The 15784-nt window shown below is 35.4% G+C and carries 18 protein-coding genes; 10 read left to right on the top strand and 8 right to left on the bottom strand.

The window, feature by feature from the left end:
• A partial coding sequence (locus H4J50_RS10910) for a cation:proton antiporter (protein ID WP_220466168.1) occupies positions 1–1188 on the top strand: 1188 nt, incomplete at its 5' end.
• A 106-nt stretch (positions 1189–1294) separates the two neighbouring features.
• Here the strand turns inward: H4J50_RS10910 and H4J50_RS10905 are convergent.
• Complete coding sequence (locus H4J50_RS10905; protein ID WP_182256359.1) at positions 1295–2254, bottom strand: magnesium transporter CorA family protein; 960 nt, start codon at positions 2252–2254, stop codon at positions 1295–1297.
• Positions 2255–2535: 281 nt separating this feature from the next.
• Between H4J50_RS10905 and H4J50_RS10900 the strand changes: the two genes are divergently transcribed.
• Together H4J50_RS10900 and H4J50_RS10895 are read left to right on the top strand one after the other, a co-directional pair.
• Positions 2536–3888: a magnesium transporter gene (locus H4J50_RS10900; protein WP_108455882.1), complete on the top strand. Its 1353-nt coding sequence runs from the start codon at positions 2536–2538 to the stop codon at positions 3886–3888.
• 25 nt (positions 3889–3913) lie between these two features.
• Positions 3914–4981, top strand: coding sequence for a DUF21 domain-containing protein (locus H4J50_RS10895; protein ID WP_108455881.1), 1068 nt, complete (start codon positions 3914–3916; stop codon positions 4979–4981).
• A gap of 195 nt (positions 4982–5176) precedes the next feature.
• Here H4J50_RS10895 and H4J50_RS10890 read toward each other — a convergent pair whose 3' ends face one another.
• From H4J50_RS10890 to H4J50_RS10870, 5 genes are all read right to left on the bottom strand, one after another.
• Complete coding sequence (locus H4J50_RS10890) at positions 5177–6043, bottom strand: universal stress protein (RefSeq protein WP_182256357.1); 867 nt, start codon at positions 6041–6043, stop codon at positions 5177–5179.
• Between the two features lie 148 nt (positions 6044–6191).
• Complete coding sequence (locus H4J50_RS10885) at positions 6192–6572, bottom strand: hypothetical protein (RefSeq protein ID WP_182256355.1); 381 nt, start codon at positions 6570–6572, stop codon at positions 6192–6194.
• 103 nt (positions 6573–6675) lie between these two features.
• Positions 6676–6885, bottom strand: coding sequence for a hypothetical protein (locus H4J50_RS10880; protein ID WP_182256353.1), 210 nt, complete (start codon positions 6883–6885; stop codon positions 6676–6678).
• A 113-nt stretch (positions 6886–6998) separates the two neighbouring features.
• Complete coding sequence (locus tag H4J50_RS10875; protein WP_182256352.1) at positions 6999–7382, bottom strand: hypothetical protein; 384 nt, start codon at positions 7380–7382, stop codon at positions 6999–7001.
• A gap of 177 nt (positions 7383–7559) precedes the next feature.
• Entirely contained in the window at positions 7560–8825 is a 1266-nt protein-coding gene (locus H4J50_RS10870) for a bifunctional alpha/beta hydrolase/OsmC family protein (protein WP_182256350.1), read from the bottom strand.
• A gap of 181 nt (positions 8826–9006) precedes the next feature.
• Between H4J50_RS10870 and H4J50_RS10865 the strand changes: the two genes are divergently transcribed.
• The 5 genes from H4J50_RS10865 to H4J50_RS10845 all read left to right on the top strand — a co-directional run bounded on the left by H4J50_RS10865 (position 9007) and on the right by H4J50_RS10845 (position 12730).
• On the top strand, positions 9007–10227 hold the full coding sequence (locus H4J50_RS10865; protein WP_182256348.1) for a Xaa-Pro peptidase family protein: 1221 nt from the start codon (positions 9007–9009) through the stop codon (positions 10225–10227).
• A gap of 171 nt (positions 10228–10398) precedes the next feature.
• Entirely contained in the window at positions 10399–10965 is a 567-nt protein-coding gene (locus H4J50_RS10860) for a septation protein A (protein WP_108455874.1), read from the top strand.
• A gap of 47 nt (positions 10966–11012) precedes the next feature.
• On the top strand, positions 11013–11315 hold the full coding sequence (locus H4J50_RS10855) for a YciI family protein (protein WP_108455873.1): 303 nt from the start codon (positions 11013–11015) through the stop codon (positions 11313–11315).
• Positions 11316–11387: 72 nt separating this feature from the next.
• Positions 11388–11735, top strand: a complete 348-nt coding sequence (locus tag H4J50_RS10850) for a lysozyme inhibitor LprI family protein (RefSeq protein WP_162533750.1) — start codon at positions 11388–11390, stop codon at positions 11733–11735.
• Between the two features lie 449 nt (positions 11736–12184).
• Positions 12185–12730, top strand: coding sequence for a GAF domain-containing protein (locus tag H4J50_RS10845; protein ID WP_108455871.1), 546 nt, complete (start codon positions 12185–12187; stop codon positions 12728–12730).
• 72 nt (positions 12731–12802) lie between these two features.
• Here the strand turns inward: H4J50_RS10845 and H4J50_RS10840 are convergent, their stop codons facing one another.
• A complete protein-coding gene (locus H4J50_RS10840) occupies positions 12803–13606 on the bottom strand; it encodes a DUF1461 domain-containing protein (RefSeq protein WP_182256346.1) in 804 nt (267 codons plus the stop codon).
• 374 nt (positions 13607–13980) lie between these two features.
• On the opposite strand from H4J50_RS10840, the gene H4J50_RS10835 reads away from it, so the two are divergent.
• The gene (locus tag H4J50_RS10835) at positions 13981–14451 is read left to right on the top strand and encodes a hypothetical protein (protein WP_182256344.1); all 471 of its coding nucleotides are present in this window, start codon (positions 13981–13983) and stop codon (positions 14449–14451) included.
• A 195-nt stretch (positions 14452–14646) separates the two neighbouring features.
• On the top strand, positions 14647–15135 hold the full coding sequence (locus H4J50_RS10830) for a YchJ family protein (RefSeq protein ID WP_182256342.1): 489 nt from the start codon (positions 14647–14649) through the stop codon (positions 15133–15135).
• Here H4J50_RS10830 and H4J50_RS10825 read toward each other — a convergent pair.
• Positions 15132–15665: a VC2046/SO_2500 family protein gene (locus tag H4J50_RS10825; RefSeq protein ID WP_220466167.1), complete on the bottom strand. Its 534-nt coding sequence runs from the start codon at positions 15663–15665 to the stop codon at positions 15132–15134. The genes H4J50_RS10830 and H4J50_RS10825 overlap by 4 nt on opposite strands.
• Between the last annotated feature and the right edge of the window lie 119 nt (positions 15666–15784).

Raw genomic sequence — 15784 nt, 5'->3', positions numbered from 1 at the left:
TTAACAGCTATGCACATGGACCCATTTTTACCTCAAGCGGTGGGCGCTATTTTCTTTATACTGTTGTTAGGCTTTATCTTGAAATTTTTTCGACAACCCCATGTCGTCGCTTATTTAATTGCAGGAATTTTTATCGGTCCTTGGGGCTTTGGTTTAGTTACCGACATTGACAGTATTTCACGTTTAGGCACAGCGGGCGTGGTTTTACTGTTGTTTTTTGTTGGTATGGAAACCGACATTCATAAATTAGTCGAAAACTGGAAACTCATTATTTTCGGTACCTTGATGCAAATTATACTCAGTGTTGGTTGCGTTTGGTTATTAGGTATTTGGTTTGACTGGAGTTTAGCTCGCATTGTATTAATTGGCTTTGTTATCAGCCTGAGTAGTACCGCTATTGTTATCAAATTACTACAAGATAATGGCATGCTTTCATCTAGCTTAGGGCAAAGTGCATTAGGTATTTTACTCGCGCAAGACTTAGCCATTATTCCTATGCTGATTATCATAGGGTTACTTGGTGCGGGTAACATCGACAATGTTCAATTAGTAAAACAAGGTGTCGGCACGCTATTCGCCGTTGCATTATTCGCCTTTGTAATTACCCGTAAACAAGTACATTTACCGCTATCAAAGTGGTTAAAGGGTGATCATGAATTACAACTTTTTGCTGCATTAGGTATTTGTTTTGGCTTAGCTATGCTCACAGCATGGTTTGAGCTGTCAACCGCTTTAGGAGCATTTATTGCTGGTATGCTTGTGGGAGCAGCTAAAGAAACCTTATGGGTACATCGGACTTTAGATTCATTTAGGGTGTTATTTGTTGCCTTGTTTTTTGTTTCAGTAGGCATGTTGCTAGACATTAGTTTTTTAATAAGTCATTGGCAACAAACTGCTATTTTAGTGATGGCCGCATTAATTACTAATATTTTCATCAATGCTATTATTTTAAAGTTGTCAAAATTCAGTTGGAAAGAGAGTCTTTATGCTGGAGTGTTGTTATCGCAAATAGGTGAGTTTAGTTTTGTGCTAGCTGCTGTTGGTCATCAGGCAAGTATTATTAATGAGTATGGTTACCAATTAGCCTTATGTGTTATCTCGTTATCATTACTGAGTAGCCCAATATGGATTGGCCTGAGTAAAAAATGGCTTAAAGTCGAACACACCCCGCTAAAACCATCAGTGTAATTTAATAAGCTCTGATGTAATTTATATTAGGAAGCTATACCGTTTTGACTCGGCATAACTTCCTATTCAATCTAGTTTTAACCCATATTTCTATGAGTTAACATTGCTATAACCAGCGTTTTCGCTTAAATACGATTAGCAATACGACTGAAACCACAGCCATAACACCTAATAAGATGAAGTAACCATTATCAGCTTTTAGCTCAGGTATATATTCAAAGTTCATACCGTAGATACCGGCGAGAAAAGTTAACGGCACAAATAATGCTGTAATAACCGTTAATACTCGCATAGTAGCATTCAGTTGATGTGATGTTACTGACATATAACCATTAATTAAATCACCACAAATATCATAATACATTTGCGACAAACTGAGCAGGCGGTCGAGACGTTCACGTAAGTCATTCACCGTATGAGTTTCTTTATCAGTGATTAAATCAGTGTCTTCATCATCAACATAAGCTTTTAAGGTTTCACCCATGTTTACGTGATAATTAAAAGTACGTCTTATTTTAACCAGTTGTGAACGATAAGAGGTAATTTGTTTCATCATTTGGTCGTTACCACTTAATTGAAAGTCATCTTCAATTCTTTCTAGCTCAGCTTCAAAACTAAACATTTCTTTAAGGTAGTAACCACAGCTGCTATGGAAAAGTCTTAGTGCTAAATGAACAGGACTACGCTTAAGGTACTTTTCACCTATTTCACAAAATAACTCGTTAATCGCTAACGAACTTTGTGGATGTCGAGTAATTAACACGCGCTTGCCGATAAACATACTTATTTGTAAATGATTGAATTTCAGGCTGTCATCGTTAGCAACAATGCCGCGATACAACATAAAGATATAATCTTTAAACAGTTCAATTTTAGGAGGATGGCGCTCACGCAGCACATCGTTGATCGCAAGAGGATGACATTTAAATTCTGTTAATATTTTTTTCTCTTCTTCTAAGTCAACGTTATCAAGATCAATCCATAACGTAGTGTCGTTATTTTCCTGCCATTGACTTATTAATTCACGACTACCGATAACGGTTTCTTGTGTAGGTGAAATCAACATACATTTTATCATTTTATACTCTCAATATGCCCCGAATAAAACGGGATAATTTATTAACCCTATTCTCAGCTTTTATAAACACCTGAGAATCAGTAACAAAAAACTGTAAAATAAACTTAACTATTTTGTTATTAAAGCTAACTTATTTCTACCTGATTGTAATACAATTACCTGTAAATACGAATAAAATTAACACCATAATAGTTAACCACAAGTGTTATACAATTCATTACTCAATAAAGATCATATCCCGTTATTAAAACGGTTTTAAGGATTAACCAATGTTAGAAAATACTATTGATAAATTATCCTTAGTTATCGACGACATTCTCATTGCAGAGCATGAGCAAGACATAGCCCAAATAATGCTTGCTGCAAATGAAACTCTTGTAGCAGAGCAGTTCGCGCTATTAATTGAAGCTCTGCCACAAGATAAACGTTTAAGCGTCTGGGCTACGTACCCAGAAGACATTCAAAAAGATGCTTTTGTCGATATGGGACAAGGCACAAGAACAAGCTTAATTCAGGCGTTAAGTGATGATGAGTGCTTCGAACTACTCGCTCAACTTGACGTTGACGATGTAATTGAAATTGCAGAAGAAATACCGAGTCGATTATTAAAATATGCGATCAAAAATCTAGACGACTCGCAGCGAAAACTTTATCAACAAGCACAACAGTTTACTGTTGATCAGGTCGGCCATTGGCTAGATTACAATTATGTCCGTATTTCTGAAAAGCTTAAAATAACCAGTGCGCAATTATTATTACAAAAAGGCTTATCTCCTTATACAGAAGACTTTTATGCAGTAAATAAAGAGGGTGTTCTAACTGGCACTGTTGACATTAACAGCTTAATTCAAAGTGATGCTGAAAGTACCCTAAAAACATTGTTTTCGCCTGAAACCATTAAACTCAATGGTAATGAAGAATTAACTTCGGCGGCAGAAGCTGTAATTTTATCGGGTAAAATGTCATTGCCTGTTGTTGATGAAAACGACCACTTCCTTGGCCGTTTTACCGTTGAGACGGCTTATCAAGTCAAACAAGAAACACAAACAGAGCAAATTAACAGTGCAGCCGGTTTATCTACCGACGAAGATTTATTTTCAAGTGTTAGAACCAGTGCCAAAAACCGTGGCATTTGGCTTGGTATTAATTTAATTACTGCATTTTTAGCCTCTTGGTTTATTGGCTTTTTTGAAGCTACCTTGCAACAAGTGGTGGCTTTAGCTGTTTTAATGCCTGTTGTAGCATCAATGGGTGGGGTTTCAGGTAGCCAAACGTTAACCGTTATTGTTCGAGGTATGGCATTAGGTCAGATAACAGAACAAAACAGAAAAGTACTATTACGTAAGGAATTAAAAGTTGGTGGGCTAAACGGTATAATTTGGTCGCTTGTTATTGGCGTAATTACCTACTTTTGGTTTGACAATGCACAACTGAGTTTCGTTATTGCCTTAGCAATCTTATTAAATTTACTGACGGCATCGGCATCCGGCGTTATGATCCCTGCCATTTTGAATAAATTGAATATTGACCCTGCCTTATCTGGCGCGGTTATTTTAACCACAGTAACCGACATTGTTGGTTTCGTTGTATTTTTAGGATTAGGTAGCTTACTGCTACTTTAAGAAAAGTAAAAAGAGGATTTAAGTAATGCCTGTAGAAACTATCACCTGGATTGCTATTGTGTTTTGTATTTCACAATCAGCTATTTTTTCAGGATTAAATTTAGCTTTTTTTTCACTGAGTAGACTGCAGTTAGAAGTAGAAGCGAATAAAGGCAATAAAGCCGCCAAAATTGTATTAACGTTAAGAAACGATTCTAACTTTTTACTTGCTACTATTTTATGGGGCAACGTAGGAATTAATGTTTTATTAACCATGTTGTCAGATTCAGTATTAGCCGGTGTTGGCGCGTTTTTATTCTCAACAATAGCCATTACCATCGTGGGTGAAATAACACCACAAGCTTACTTTTCTCGTAACGCTTTAAAAATGGGCAGCATGCTAGCTCCGATTATTCGTTTCTACCAATTTGTTCTTTACCCCGTGGCGCGACCAAGCGCACTCATTCTAGATGCATGGTTAGGTAAAGAAGGTATTACCTACTTAGGGGAGAGTGAACTCGGTAATATTATTAAAGAGCATATACGTGCCGAAGAAGCTGATTTAAACCATGTTGAAGGTATCGGCGCGTTAAACTTTTTTGCCTTAGATGAAATTAAGGTCACTGAAGAAGGTGAAGTGTTAGACCCAAGCTCTATTATAGCGTTACCAACAAAGCTTGATTTGCCTATTTTGCCTGACACATACTCTGGTGCTAATGATCCTTTTTTAACTATGCTCAATGAGTCAGGTCACAGCTGGGTGGTTATAACAAACCTTGAAGGTACACCATTATTAGTTATTGATGCTGATGGTTTTTTACGAAGCGCACTGTTTCAGTCAGAGAACTTTGACCCTTACAGTTATTGTCATCGCCCGGTTGTTATCTCAGATGAAACTACGTCATTAAACGAAGCTATTTTACAAATGAAAGTGAACACCTCAATTGATAAAAACTTCGACGGTGTTATTGAACACGATGTGTTATTAGTGTGGGGCGAAACTAGACGCATTATTACTGGTGCAGATATATTTGGTCGTTTACTTAAAGGCATGTTGCCATTAGTGCAGCATAACGAAAAAGTAGCAGAGCTGATAAACGCTGAAAAAAAATAATTAAGCAGTAACTTATTTTACAATATAAAACTTCGGCTACTTGTGCCGAAGTTTTTATTTTTCACCTTTCAAGTTAAGCCTTTAAAATCACACCTTTCAAATGACAACGTCTAAATAACAATGCCTAAATAACAACGCCTACAAAGCTTTCAATTCTGTCAGTAAGCATGGAGTCACTTTACGTTATAGCCTTAATTACTCTGGCTTTAAAGCAAGTACATCTGATTTCAACAAACTCAAAATTTTCTCCGCAGTATTCCCTAGTACTTTAGCTTGCAAACCTTTACGCCCAACCGTACCTATGACAACTAAGCCTGCTTTTTGCTGCGCGGCAATGCTGGGAATAACCTTTTCTGGTTCGCCTGCTTTAACATGAAAGTTAGCGACAGGTATGTCGTATTCAACAGCCAACGTTTCTATTTGGGTTTTTAAGGTTTTAGCTGCCTTAAGCTCTAACTCGTCTTTGAAGTGAATACCTAAGTCACGTAATACTTTTGAAAATACTACGGTGTAGCATACAAATAATTCCGCTTCATTGGTTTGAGAAAATACTTTAGCGGCTTTCAATATTTGATGGTTTAACGCTTGTTTACTTTTGCGTTTGGTTTCTAGATCTATTGCGGCTAATACATTAGGTGATTTGCGCCATTTATTATCACTGACAATAAAAACAGGTGCTGGGCATTCGCGTAATAATTGCCAATCAGTTGACGTGTACAAAAAAGTCTCACTTCGGTGTGCCGTTTTTACCACCATGGTTGGGCTATGTTCTTCTGCGTAATTATTTATCCAATTATAAATACGCTTTTCCCAAACAACGTCAAAACTGTAGTTAACTCCTTCAGGGACTATTGTCTTGAGTGATTTTTTTGCATCTTGTTTAACTGCATCTATTATTGTTTGTTGTATCTTTTGTGGATCATCATCAATAAGTCGTAAACTTTGATAACAAAAGTAAACAATATGTAAAGAATTATGGCTGCTTTTAGCAAGTTCACAAGCGCGCTGAATAGCCACTTGCTTACTTTCCGATAAATCTGCAATCACTAATATACTGTTCATAATACCCTCTCAGCTGATGTATATTACTTAAAAATAACACACAAGATTCAACGTTTCTTTGATATAGAACAAAGCTTAGTAAGATAAGTAATGAAATGAAAATAGCTTAAAAAGGTTAATCGAGAACTAAGGCTAAACCCTCGAAACTTTAGGTGTTGGTGTTCGTGTTGATGTTATTGTTCAAGTGCATTTGACGAATAATTAAGGCTGTGCAAGCGACAGGTAATAATGAAATCAATGCAAAAATAAAGCTTCCGCTAACAAAGATTAAAACACTTGATAATAGAAAGGCTAAAGCGACGAAAACTGCCCCCACTTTCGCAACCTTGTGATAAGTAAAAAAATGTCCCATTGAAAGCAAAGCTGCAGCGAAAATTTGAATGACACCATAGAGGGTAATAGCAAAGTCATTAAACATGAAATGTTGTAAAAACTGAACTTCATCAGGGCTATGGATAACTTTTGCTATGCCAGCAAATAGGCTTAATAAAGAGATGATGACAATCAATAAATTTATAACAGATTTCATCTACACTCCATGAATCAAGACTTGATTCGCCATAAGTATTAATCCTAGCATGTTATATTTTCTTTGTTGTGTGTATAAGGTTTAAATTACCGTTAATAAACGTCTACACAAGAGAGTTAAGCTTTTCTTTATGTTTCTTATTCGCGTATAGGTATATCAATAAAGCAATAACGATATTGAAGCTACAGCGCAATATTTCAGCTAATTGAAAGTTTAAAGTCACTAAGTTATAAATTAAATCAACCGTTGAACCCAAGCCAAGTATAATGGCTAAAATCATAAATATTTTTTCTAAAGACATTGAATTAGACATAAAGCGCTCTTCAAATATATTATTTTCAAGTGAAATTTGTAAAAGGTTTAATCTTAAAAACCTCAGTAAACACAACAACCAAAAGCGCTAATAAAATTAACTTTCTCATATACTTAAGCACTATCCATGATTTTTTTAATCAATGAATCTAATTTCGATAAGTTAGCATCCAGATAAACGGGTATAGTAATATCAGCATTTTCTTTGATTGATTTTTCAAGCCCCCCTTGCCAAGTTGGTAAAGCTGCAATGCCTATAACGACACAGTTTTCTTTACTTATCTGCTGAAAAAAATTAATTATTTCGTTAACCGCTTCAGGTGTTAAACCAGCAGATTCATCGGCGTGAGCTAGCAAGGCCCAAGGAGAGTTTTGAGGAGCAATTAATAAAACTTTATCGTTTAATTGCTTAACACCTTCTTGATTAAAGCTTCCTGATGGATATATATGTACTACATTTCCAGTCAGATTAATTTTGTAATCTCCATGCGATTCCATTATAGCTCCTGGATTTCATCAAAAAGTAACAGCTTAGTCAGCGTATTTTTTTTATTTTCATAAAAAGGTAATGCGACTAATGTAAATAACTTTGAAAAGAAAGTACATAAACATTACTAACATCAGAAAGTTATTTGTAGCGTTACTGACTATGCTATCACCTTAAAAACCATCAGATTAATTGACCAACTTACTGATGACTTTTACGTTATTGTGCAAGGTTTTATGGACTGGGCATTTATCTGCTATTTCTAAAAATCGTGCTTGTTGCTTAGCGTCTAACTCACCAATAAAACTAATTTCACGCACTATGGCTTCAATACCTTGGCTTTGCTCTTCACACTCTTGGCAATCAAGTAAATAATTTCGACTATGCTTTAGTTCAACTTTTATATGTTTTATAGCAAGATTTTTGCGTGTGGCATACATACGAAGTGTCATAGCAGTACAGGCGCCTAAACCGGCAAGTAAATGCTCATAAGGATCAGGACCCATATTATTGCCACCAACACTTTCTGGCTCATCTGCAAGCCAATAGTGGCTAGCTGTGCTTACATGCTGAGTAAATTTATGATTTTTTTCTTCAACAATCACATGACCTTTAGTAATTTCAGTTTTCCCATATTCAGCACTTGTTTTAGAAGCGTTCATTGAAGACATAACGTTGCTAACGTCTTTATTAACACTTTTATCATGTGTTATATATCGCCCTGCCCACGCCGAAATTACATCGGCAGCATACTCGGCATCACGCTTATTCGTTAATAAATGATCCGCGTCATCTAAACTAACAAAGCTTTTAGGATGTAAGGCCGCTTGATATATTTTTTCCGCTTCACTGATATTAACGGTACTGTCAATGGGTGAATGCATGACTAAAAGTGCTTTCCTTAAATTACCAATGCGACTGGTATCGTAGCGTTTAATGTCATCTAAAAACTGTTTTTCGATAGTAAACACACGTCCAGCCAAGTTCACTTCTGCTTTACCGTACTTTTCAATATCATCGACTTGTAATGCAAAGTTATGAGCGACATGTTCGGCATCAGATGGAGCCCCAATAGTGACTATGGCCATAGCTTCTTCAACCTGTTGAGCAACATTAAGCACTGCTGCACCACCCAAGCTATGACCAATAAGCAATCTCGGCGCTTGATATGTTGTACGAAGAAAATCCGCAGCGGCAATTAAGTCTCTTATATTTGAGGAAAAGTTACTATTTGCAAAGTCACCATCGCTATTTCCTAAACCGGTAAAGTCGAACCTTAACACGGCAATTCCTTTTCTAACTAGCGCTCGGCTTATACGTGATGCCGCCGCAATGTCTTTACCACAAGTAAAGCAATGGGCAAATAGTGCATAAAATTTAACATCAGATTCTGGGGTTTCTAGCAAACCACTAAGTTTGTGTTCTCCACTGATAAACTCGACTTTTTGACGCATAGGGGATCCTTTGTTATTTGATAGTTTTATTTTATATCTAGATTACTAAGATTGACCGCTAAAGCTTAAATTTAATTTCTCCCATTAACATTTACCCATAGTATTTAACTTAAATATTACGATACATAACTTCATATTATGTATAAAATATAGCGGTATTTTTTATTGTTAAGGAACAAGTATGACTATAGGTGTTGGCGGCTCTACCGCAAAAATCGAGCTTGAAAAATTAGCTAATATGACAAATCAGGTAAAAGCGATTTCTGAGGCTGAATTTAAACAACGTATTAAAAAAGCACAAGCGATCATGGCTGAAAATAATATAGCAGCTACCTATATTGATGCAGGAACAAATTTATACTACTTCACAGGTACACGCTGGTATGCCAGTGAACGTATGGTGGGCGCTATTATTCCTCAGCAAGGAGAAATAAAATATATTACTCCTTATTTTGAAGTTAACACGCTGAGTCAGTACATGACGATAAAAGGTGAAATTAAAGGTTGGCAAGAGCATGAAAGCCCTTATCAGTTAGTATCACAAACGTTAAGTGAAATTGGCATAACAACAGGTCAATTAGCCATTGATGAGTCTGCCGCATTTTTTATTGCAGACGGTATTAAAAAAGCAGCCCCAGCGTTAACACTTATCGACGCTAAATGTGTAACGGCAGGTTGTAGAGCAGAAAAGTCTGATACTGAAATAGCCTTGTTACAACAGGCAAAAAACATGACTATTGAAGTTCACAAAGCGGTAGCTCGTATATTGCATGTAGGTATAACAGTGCAAGAAGTGACTGATTTTATTGATCAAGCTCACCGTAAAGTGGGTGCACCTGCTGGTTCATACTTTTGTATTGTACTTTTCGGTGAAGATTCTTCATACCCTCACGGTGTTAAATCACCCAAAGCACTCGAAGAAAATGACATTGTACTCATTGATACCGGTTGTCAGGTTGAAGGATATAACTCAGATATTACCCGTACCTATGTTTTTGGCGAGCCAAACCAACGCCAGCGAGATATGTGGTTGGTTGAAAAATTAGCACAAGAAGCTGCATTCGACGCAGCCAAAATAGGTGTTGCTTGTGGTGATGTTGATGTTGCAGCAAGAGCTTACTTAGCAAGCCAAAACTTAGGACCTGATTACCAAACACCTGGATGCCCTCATAGAACAGGTCATGGTGTAGGTCTGGATATTCATGAATGGCCATATTTAGTTCGCAGCGATAGAACGCCACTGACTAAAGGTATGTGTTTTTCTAATGAACCCATGCTGGTAATACCTAATGAATTTGGTATTCGTTTAGAAGACCATTTTTATATGACAGAAACTGGCGCAAAGTGGTTCACGGAGCCTTCCTACTCAATCGACGACCCTTTTGGTTATAAGCAAGCTTAAGCTATATTAAGCTGGGCGATATAACGTAAATAACTTGACTCAAAGTTCAGGGCTAAACCTGCGTTTATTCCTGACTTTTAAAAATTATTACATTTTAGCTAACTAAATAGAGTGGCGTATGTCTTGAGCTTTGAGTAGAATCGATACATTGTTATTTTTGATACTGAATTTATGCACGCATTTTTAGAATATATTCCACTGGTTATTTTTTTCGTATTTTATAAATTCGCCGATATCTATTGGGCTACTGGCGCACTAATCGTCGCTTCCGCCATTCAAATAGCTTATTTTTTAATTAAAAAGCAGCCCATTCCAAAAAGAAATTTGATTTTCTTCGGTCTAATTGCCGTTTTTGGAGGCTTAACTATATATATGCATGATGATACTTTCTTGAAATGGAAAGTGACGATTATCCAAGGGATTTTCGCAATTGCACTTTTAGTGAGTCAAAAATTATTTAATAAAAACATTATGAAAGAGTTTTTAGGTGAAGCCCTAACCTTACCTGAAAACATTTGGAACAGACTAAACTTAGCTTGGGCATTGTTTTTCGCGCTTTGTGGTTTTCTTAACTGGTACATTGCCTTTAATTTTAGTTTAGAAACTTGGGTTAATTTTAAGGTATTTGGTTTAACTGCCATGACGTTTATATTTGCCATTGGCTCAGTGTTATCTCTTTATAAATATATGCCTGAAGAACAAGAAGACTCAGAACAAAAAACAGAGAAACAAGAATAATTTAGTATTTGTAATACGTATTTTTAATTTAATATTTTGGATATAAAATGTTTTACCTTATTTATAGTGAAGATGTTGAGAACAGCTTAGCGCTGAGAATGAGTGTACGCGAAAGTCATTTAGACCGATTGCGTATGTTGCAAAATCAAGGAAGATTACTAGTAGCCGGACCTTGTCCAGCTATCGATAGCGAAAATCCAGGCGATGCAGGCTTTACTGGCTCACTTATTATTGCAAAGTTCGACAGTTTAGTAGCTGCTCAACAGTGGGCTGACGAAGACCCTTACATCGCGGCAGGCGTTTATAAAAACGTTACTGTTAAACCGTACAAAAAAGTACTTCCAGCATAAATATTAGCTATGAATAATAAAACACTTAGTAGATACATATTAGTCAGCGCCCTGCTGTTCTCAAGCTCTTTAATGGCTAAAAATACGGTTGATCTGTGCGAAAAAACTATGGACAGTACAGCCGATGTATCTCGGTGTTTAGATGGTATTAGAGATAAGAAAGATCGTGAATTACAAACCTGGATAAATAATCAAACCTTTATTTTAGAAGAGTTATCACTTCACAATGGACGAAGTACATCGCTTGATATGTTTAAGCGCTCTCAGCGAAACTTTATCAGCTACCGAGAAAATAACTGTCGTTGGCAGTATTTAGTCCTCGCACCAGACGAAAGCGCAGCTATCGCCTATAAAAAATGTTATATCACGTTAACACAAGACCGCATTGAAGAATTAACTCACCTCAATAAAAACAAATAACTATTCGAGTATTAAATATACTAAAGCAACTAATAATAAGTAGTGAAAAATCGTTTCATTACTTGTTAAGTCTCAGCGCAATGTAGAGTATTACTCTGATATATTTGGTGTTAACTTTCGCATTTAATCCTTCTTTAACTGGTCCGTTAATGAGTAAAAAAACGGATTGTTAAGTCTAAAATTTATTTCTTTGTTATTTAAAAAACTTTATCACTTTTTATTAAGTTAGCTTAGCTGAATAAAGCTTGATATATATGCTGATTTCACCTAAATTAACACTCAATCAATGCGCGATTTTCATCTAATCTGTTGATGATTCGACAACGGCTATAAACTACAACATATGATAGTAATACCGTTTATCGAATTAACTTAGAAATGATGTTTATAATATTTAAAATCATGCGCTTATCTAACTTTAAATCAAAGACTCTTGGTTGATGTAGTTTATGGAAATATTGTCAAACCTATCAGTTTATTTAAGTAACCCACGTACGTCTTTAAATAATAAATTATTAAAAATTTGTTCAACCATTAAATCAGCAATTCCTGAATGTGATCGGGTAGGTATTTGGCTGTTTTGTAGTGACTATTCTGAAATGTTTTCTCTCATTTGTCTTGACGAATATGGCAAGCAAACGATGGGCGAGCATTTACTGGCCAGTGACTTTAAAGATTACTTTTCACACATTATTGAGAATGAGTTTTTAGTTGCTTCTGACGCTAGGAATAATGACGTATCTAAATGCTTTAATAAGGGATACTTCGATGTTCACAATATACATTCTTTATTGGATGTAACATTCAAAAAGGACTTTGTCCCATTGGGCATAATCTGTTGCGAACGAACTGGCGATCAAGTCGAGTGGCAAACAGCTGATATAAAAACACTTAAAAAAATTGCCGTAAAAGCCTCTTTATTTATCAGCGATAACGTTTCTGAAACCTACTCAAGTAAATCTAAAGAAAATATAATTAATATATTGAGTGAATAGATTTAATGTCCTTAAACGCCACAAATTATCCACATAAATAACGGTATATCAATTTAATGCATACATGGCTAGCTAAGCTCTTTGTTTGCTATGCTTAACTTGATAACGACGCAATACCGTATCAACTCCCCAAGTTAAAAATAACGCGACCAGGAGCAGTTGCGCCGCAATAGCCGAAAATATATCAGGAGCCTTCATAAGCGTCGCCATTAAAGAATCTCTATAATAGAAAAACCACTGATGATTCTCTGGAAACACTACCGTGTGCAAATAATAAAAAACCTCAGTAAAGCCCCAAATACTTAATATTACTACCAGTAAAATAATAAAACTCAACAGCGAAATTATTTTTTGTTTACCTGTTGGCATTTCTCTTATCAAATTAACGCTTATTGTCTGTTCTTTACGACAGTAAAAAAATATCATACCCAATAAAATTAATAAATTTACCCACCACAACTTTTCTACTGAACGGAGTAAGTTAGCAACATCTTGAAGATGAACGACCTCACTCTTTGTTAATAGTGCTTTTGATATCGATTGATGATTAACATAACTTATTTTAGATAAGGTATTACTTGGTAGATTGCCTAGTTGATTGTCTTCTTGATTGCCTTGCTGATGAATGGCATCAACAATTTCAGCAAACATTTTCTCATGCAATTGAAAATTATCGACAGGAAAGTCGTGTTTACCCTGGGTGTTTTTGGGTACGTTTTTTTTAATAACCTCATCGATGTGCAAGGTTTGATACCAAAAGCTATATAAAAAATTTGTTGTTTTACTTATTTGCCAGCTAATACCTAACGAAAAGGTGAGCAATATTAACGCGAATACACACCAGATAACTTGTCTAACAAACGCATATTTCATCATAAAAAATATCTAACCTTACTAACACATTAGCCAGCAACTAAAGTTCAAATTATTGATTGAGGGTTAATAGTCGTGTTCAGCGAGCTATTAATTTGAAGCAGTACACTAGCATAATGATACCTCTGATAACTCAAATTTATAAACTAATTTTCTCCCCTAATCAATTTTAAACAAATAGTGGTTCATAGTAGAAATACTGCAATTAAAATTCAGCTTAAATAAACGATCATAAATCCATCACATTGCTAGATCAGTATCACTACCATCCTTTATTAACTTAGCATTATATATATTGCTGAATGTTGTAAATAACACTTGAAATCAAACCATAACCGATATACTGTACATACATACAGTATATCGAGGTGAGCAACATGATTAACATCAACAAAGTAAATTTAGAATTTAATAACAACAACTTAGACTTAAACTCTGTACTAGATAATACCCGAAAAATAAGCCTAACCTCTCCTTGGTGTAATACTGTACCGGTAAATAACCCTTTTGAATTATCTGAAAGATATCAAGATATTTGTGAAAAACATTACGATAATAACAAGTGGATTTTAATGATTAACCCTGAAAGTGATTCGTTAGAGCAACTCTCTAATATGGGTAAAATTAATCCAGCTAAAATATTGAAAGTGAATGCAAATAAGGTCAATGTTAGTCTAGAACATATTAAAAACACCTTATTAAAAGGTACTTGTTCAGCCATGATTTTGTCAGGCGCGAGTTATAATCAAGAAGAATTAAATGAAATAGCACACTGCGCAGCAATGGGTAAAACTCATTGTATACTCTTGCAACCAATAAGCGTTGGCCAAGCACAGCAATTACATTAAAATAATTTTTCACCATATCTCATTAGATTAAGGAAGGGCTGAACTCCCTTCTCTCTTATTATTTACTTATTAAGTACCAACTTAATGGTGATTGCTTTAACGAATTAATCATAGATTGGTTGTAGATAAATATTTCAATGGTTGTAGGTTGTCATGATAAACTAACTGAAATTGAATATTTAATAGAATACTTAAATGCAATGTCCATGCGGCTTAGAACTCACCTATGCTCAATGTTGCCAACCATTAATAATGGCAACAACTTCATCAAACTCTCCTGAACAATTAATGCGATCTCGCTACTCAGCTTACGCGACTAAAAATGCAGAATATATTTATCTTACCTATGCAAAAGCAAGTCAGCTTGAACAGTCGATTGTTGACATTGAACAATGGGCTGCACAAACAAAATGGTTAAAACTTGTTATTCATAATGCTAGCGAATATCAAAAAAATAAAATAAATAAAGAAAGTGCTCAAGTTGAATTTTCGGCCTTTTATCAGCATCAGGGACAAATATGGCAAATGCGTGAGAACTCGAACTTTGTTATTGAAGATAACGCTTGGCGTTATTTAGATGGCGAAGTATCAGACAGTAAAGTGTTAATTAAACCTAAAAGAAACGATACTTGTTTTTGTCAGAGCAATAAAAAATTTAAACAATGTTGCGCTAAAGCATTTTAAACAACAGCTGACAAAAATTCTGATTTATCTAACGAGTTTTTTATTCCTGAAAACCAAGCATCAGCATTAAACTCAGCTTTTGGTTGAGTTTGCTCTAATGTTTTATCTTTATATTTCTGCTGACAATACAAACTTGTATTACTTATTACTTGCTGGTTTATAAAACTAGCATCGTCACGAAACGCCAAAGGATTAGGGGTTAATGCATTCAATAAACGTAAATGGTCTAACTGTTTAGATTCAATTAGGACAGCTTGATTGAAAAGTTGAGTATCTTCAATGTTCTTTAAGGCGATAGGTGCTTCATTTGGCAGTTGAAAACGTTTTCGTAATTGTTCTGTTGAAGTCGTGTTTTCTGGCGTAATAGTCTGTGGAAGTTTGAACTGACTGTGCGCTCGCACATCATCGGTTAGCATCGCCAATAATAACGAAAAATCAGAGCGACGTTTGTTATGAACGCTTTCATTAAGCTGTTCGCCTAATTGAAGTTCATGTACAAGTATGTCGTTTGATAATGCGTCTACTGTCAAAATAATCTACTTATTGGTTGCCGATAATACTTTATCGGCAATCAAATAAATTACTTTATAGCTAAGTTGAATTAATTATGTATTTTTATAATAAATACATAATGTTGTACAGTTATCAC

The organism is Colwellia sp. 6M3 (assembly GCF_014077595.1).
GTDB lineage: Bacteria > Pseudomonadota > Gammaproteobacteria > Enterobacterales > Alteromonadaceae > Cognaticolwellia.
The sequence above is the reverse complement of the archived record's forward strand: the minus strand, read 5'-3'. Positions and strand labels throughout refer to the sequence as shown.

Bases quoted from the DNA above. Each gene is read 5' to 3' on its own strand.
- H4J50_RS10905 (WP_182256359.1), bottom strand. From the start codon at position 2,254: ATGTTGATTTCACCTACACAAGAAACCGTTATCGGTAGTCGTGAATTA.
- H4J50_RS10900 (WP_108455882.1), top strand. From the start codon at position 2,536: ATGTTAGAAAATACTATTGATAAATTATCCTTAGTTATCGACGACATT.
- H4J50_RS10895 (WP_108455881.1), top strand. From the start codon at position 3,914: ATGCCTGTAGAAACTATCACCTGGATTGCTATTGTGTTTTGTATTTCA.
- H4J50_RS10890 (WP_182256357.1), bottom strand. From the start codon at position 6,043: ATGAACAGTATATTAGTGATTGCAGATTTATCGGAAAGTAAGCAAGTG.
- H4J50_RS10885 (WP_182256355.1), bottom strand. From the start codon at position 6,572: ATGAAATCTGTTATAAATTTATTGATTGTCATCATCTCTTTATTAAGC.
- H4J50_RS10880 (WP_182256353.1), bottom strand. From the start codon at position 6,885: ATGTCTAATTCAATGTCTTTAGAAAAAATATTTATGATTTTAGCCATT.
- H4J50_RS10875 (WP_182256352.1), bottom strand. From the start codon at position 7,382: ATGGAATCGCATGGAGATTACAAAATTAATCTGACTGGAAATGTAGTA.
- H4J50_RS10870 (WP_182256350.1), bottom strand. From the start codon at position 8,825: ATGCGTCAAAAAGTCGAGTTTATCAGTGGAGAACACAAACTTAGTGGT.
- H4J50_RS10865 (WP_182256348.1), top strand. From the start codon at position 9,007: ATGACTATAGGTGTTGGCGGCTCTACCGCAAAAATCGAGCTTGAAAAA.
- H4J50_RS10860 (WP_108455874.1), top strand. From the start codon at position 10,399: ATGCACGCATTTTTAGAATATATTCCACTGGTTATTTTTTTCGTATTT.
- H4J50_RS10855 (WP_108455873.1), top strand. From the start codon at position 11,013: ATGTTTTACCTTATTTATAGTGAAGATGTTGAGAACAGCTTAGCGCTG.
- H4J50_RS10850 (WP_162533750.1), top strand. From the start codon at position 11,388: ATGGCTAAAAATACGGTTGATCTGTGCGAAAAAACTATGGACAGTACA.
- H4J50_RS10845 (WP_108455871.1), top strand. From the start codon at position 12,185: ATGGAAATATTGTCAAACCTATCAGTTTATTTAAGTAACCCACGTACG.
- H4J50_RS10840 (WP_182256346.1), bottom strand. From the start codon at position 13,606: ATGATGAAATATGCGTTTGTTAGACAAGTTATCTGGTGTGTATTCGCG.
- H4J50_RS10835 (WP_182256344.1), top strand. From the start codon at position 13,981: ATGATTAACATCAACAAAGTAAATTTAGAATTTAATAACAACAACTTA.
- H4J50_RS10830 (WP_182256342.1), top strand. From the start codon at position 14,647: ATGCAATGTCCATGCGGCTTAGAACTCACCTATGCTCAATGTTGCCAA.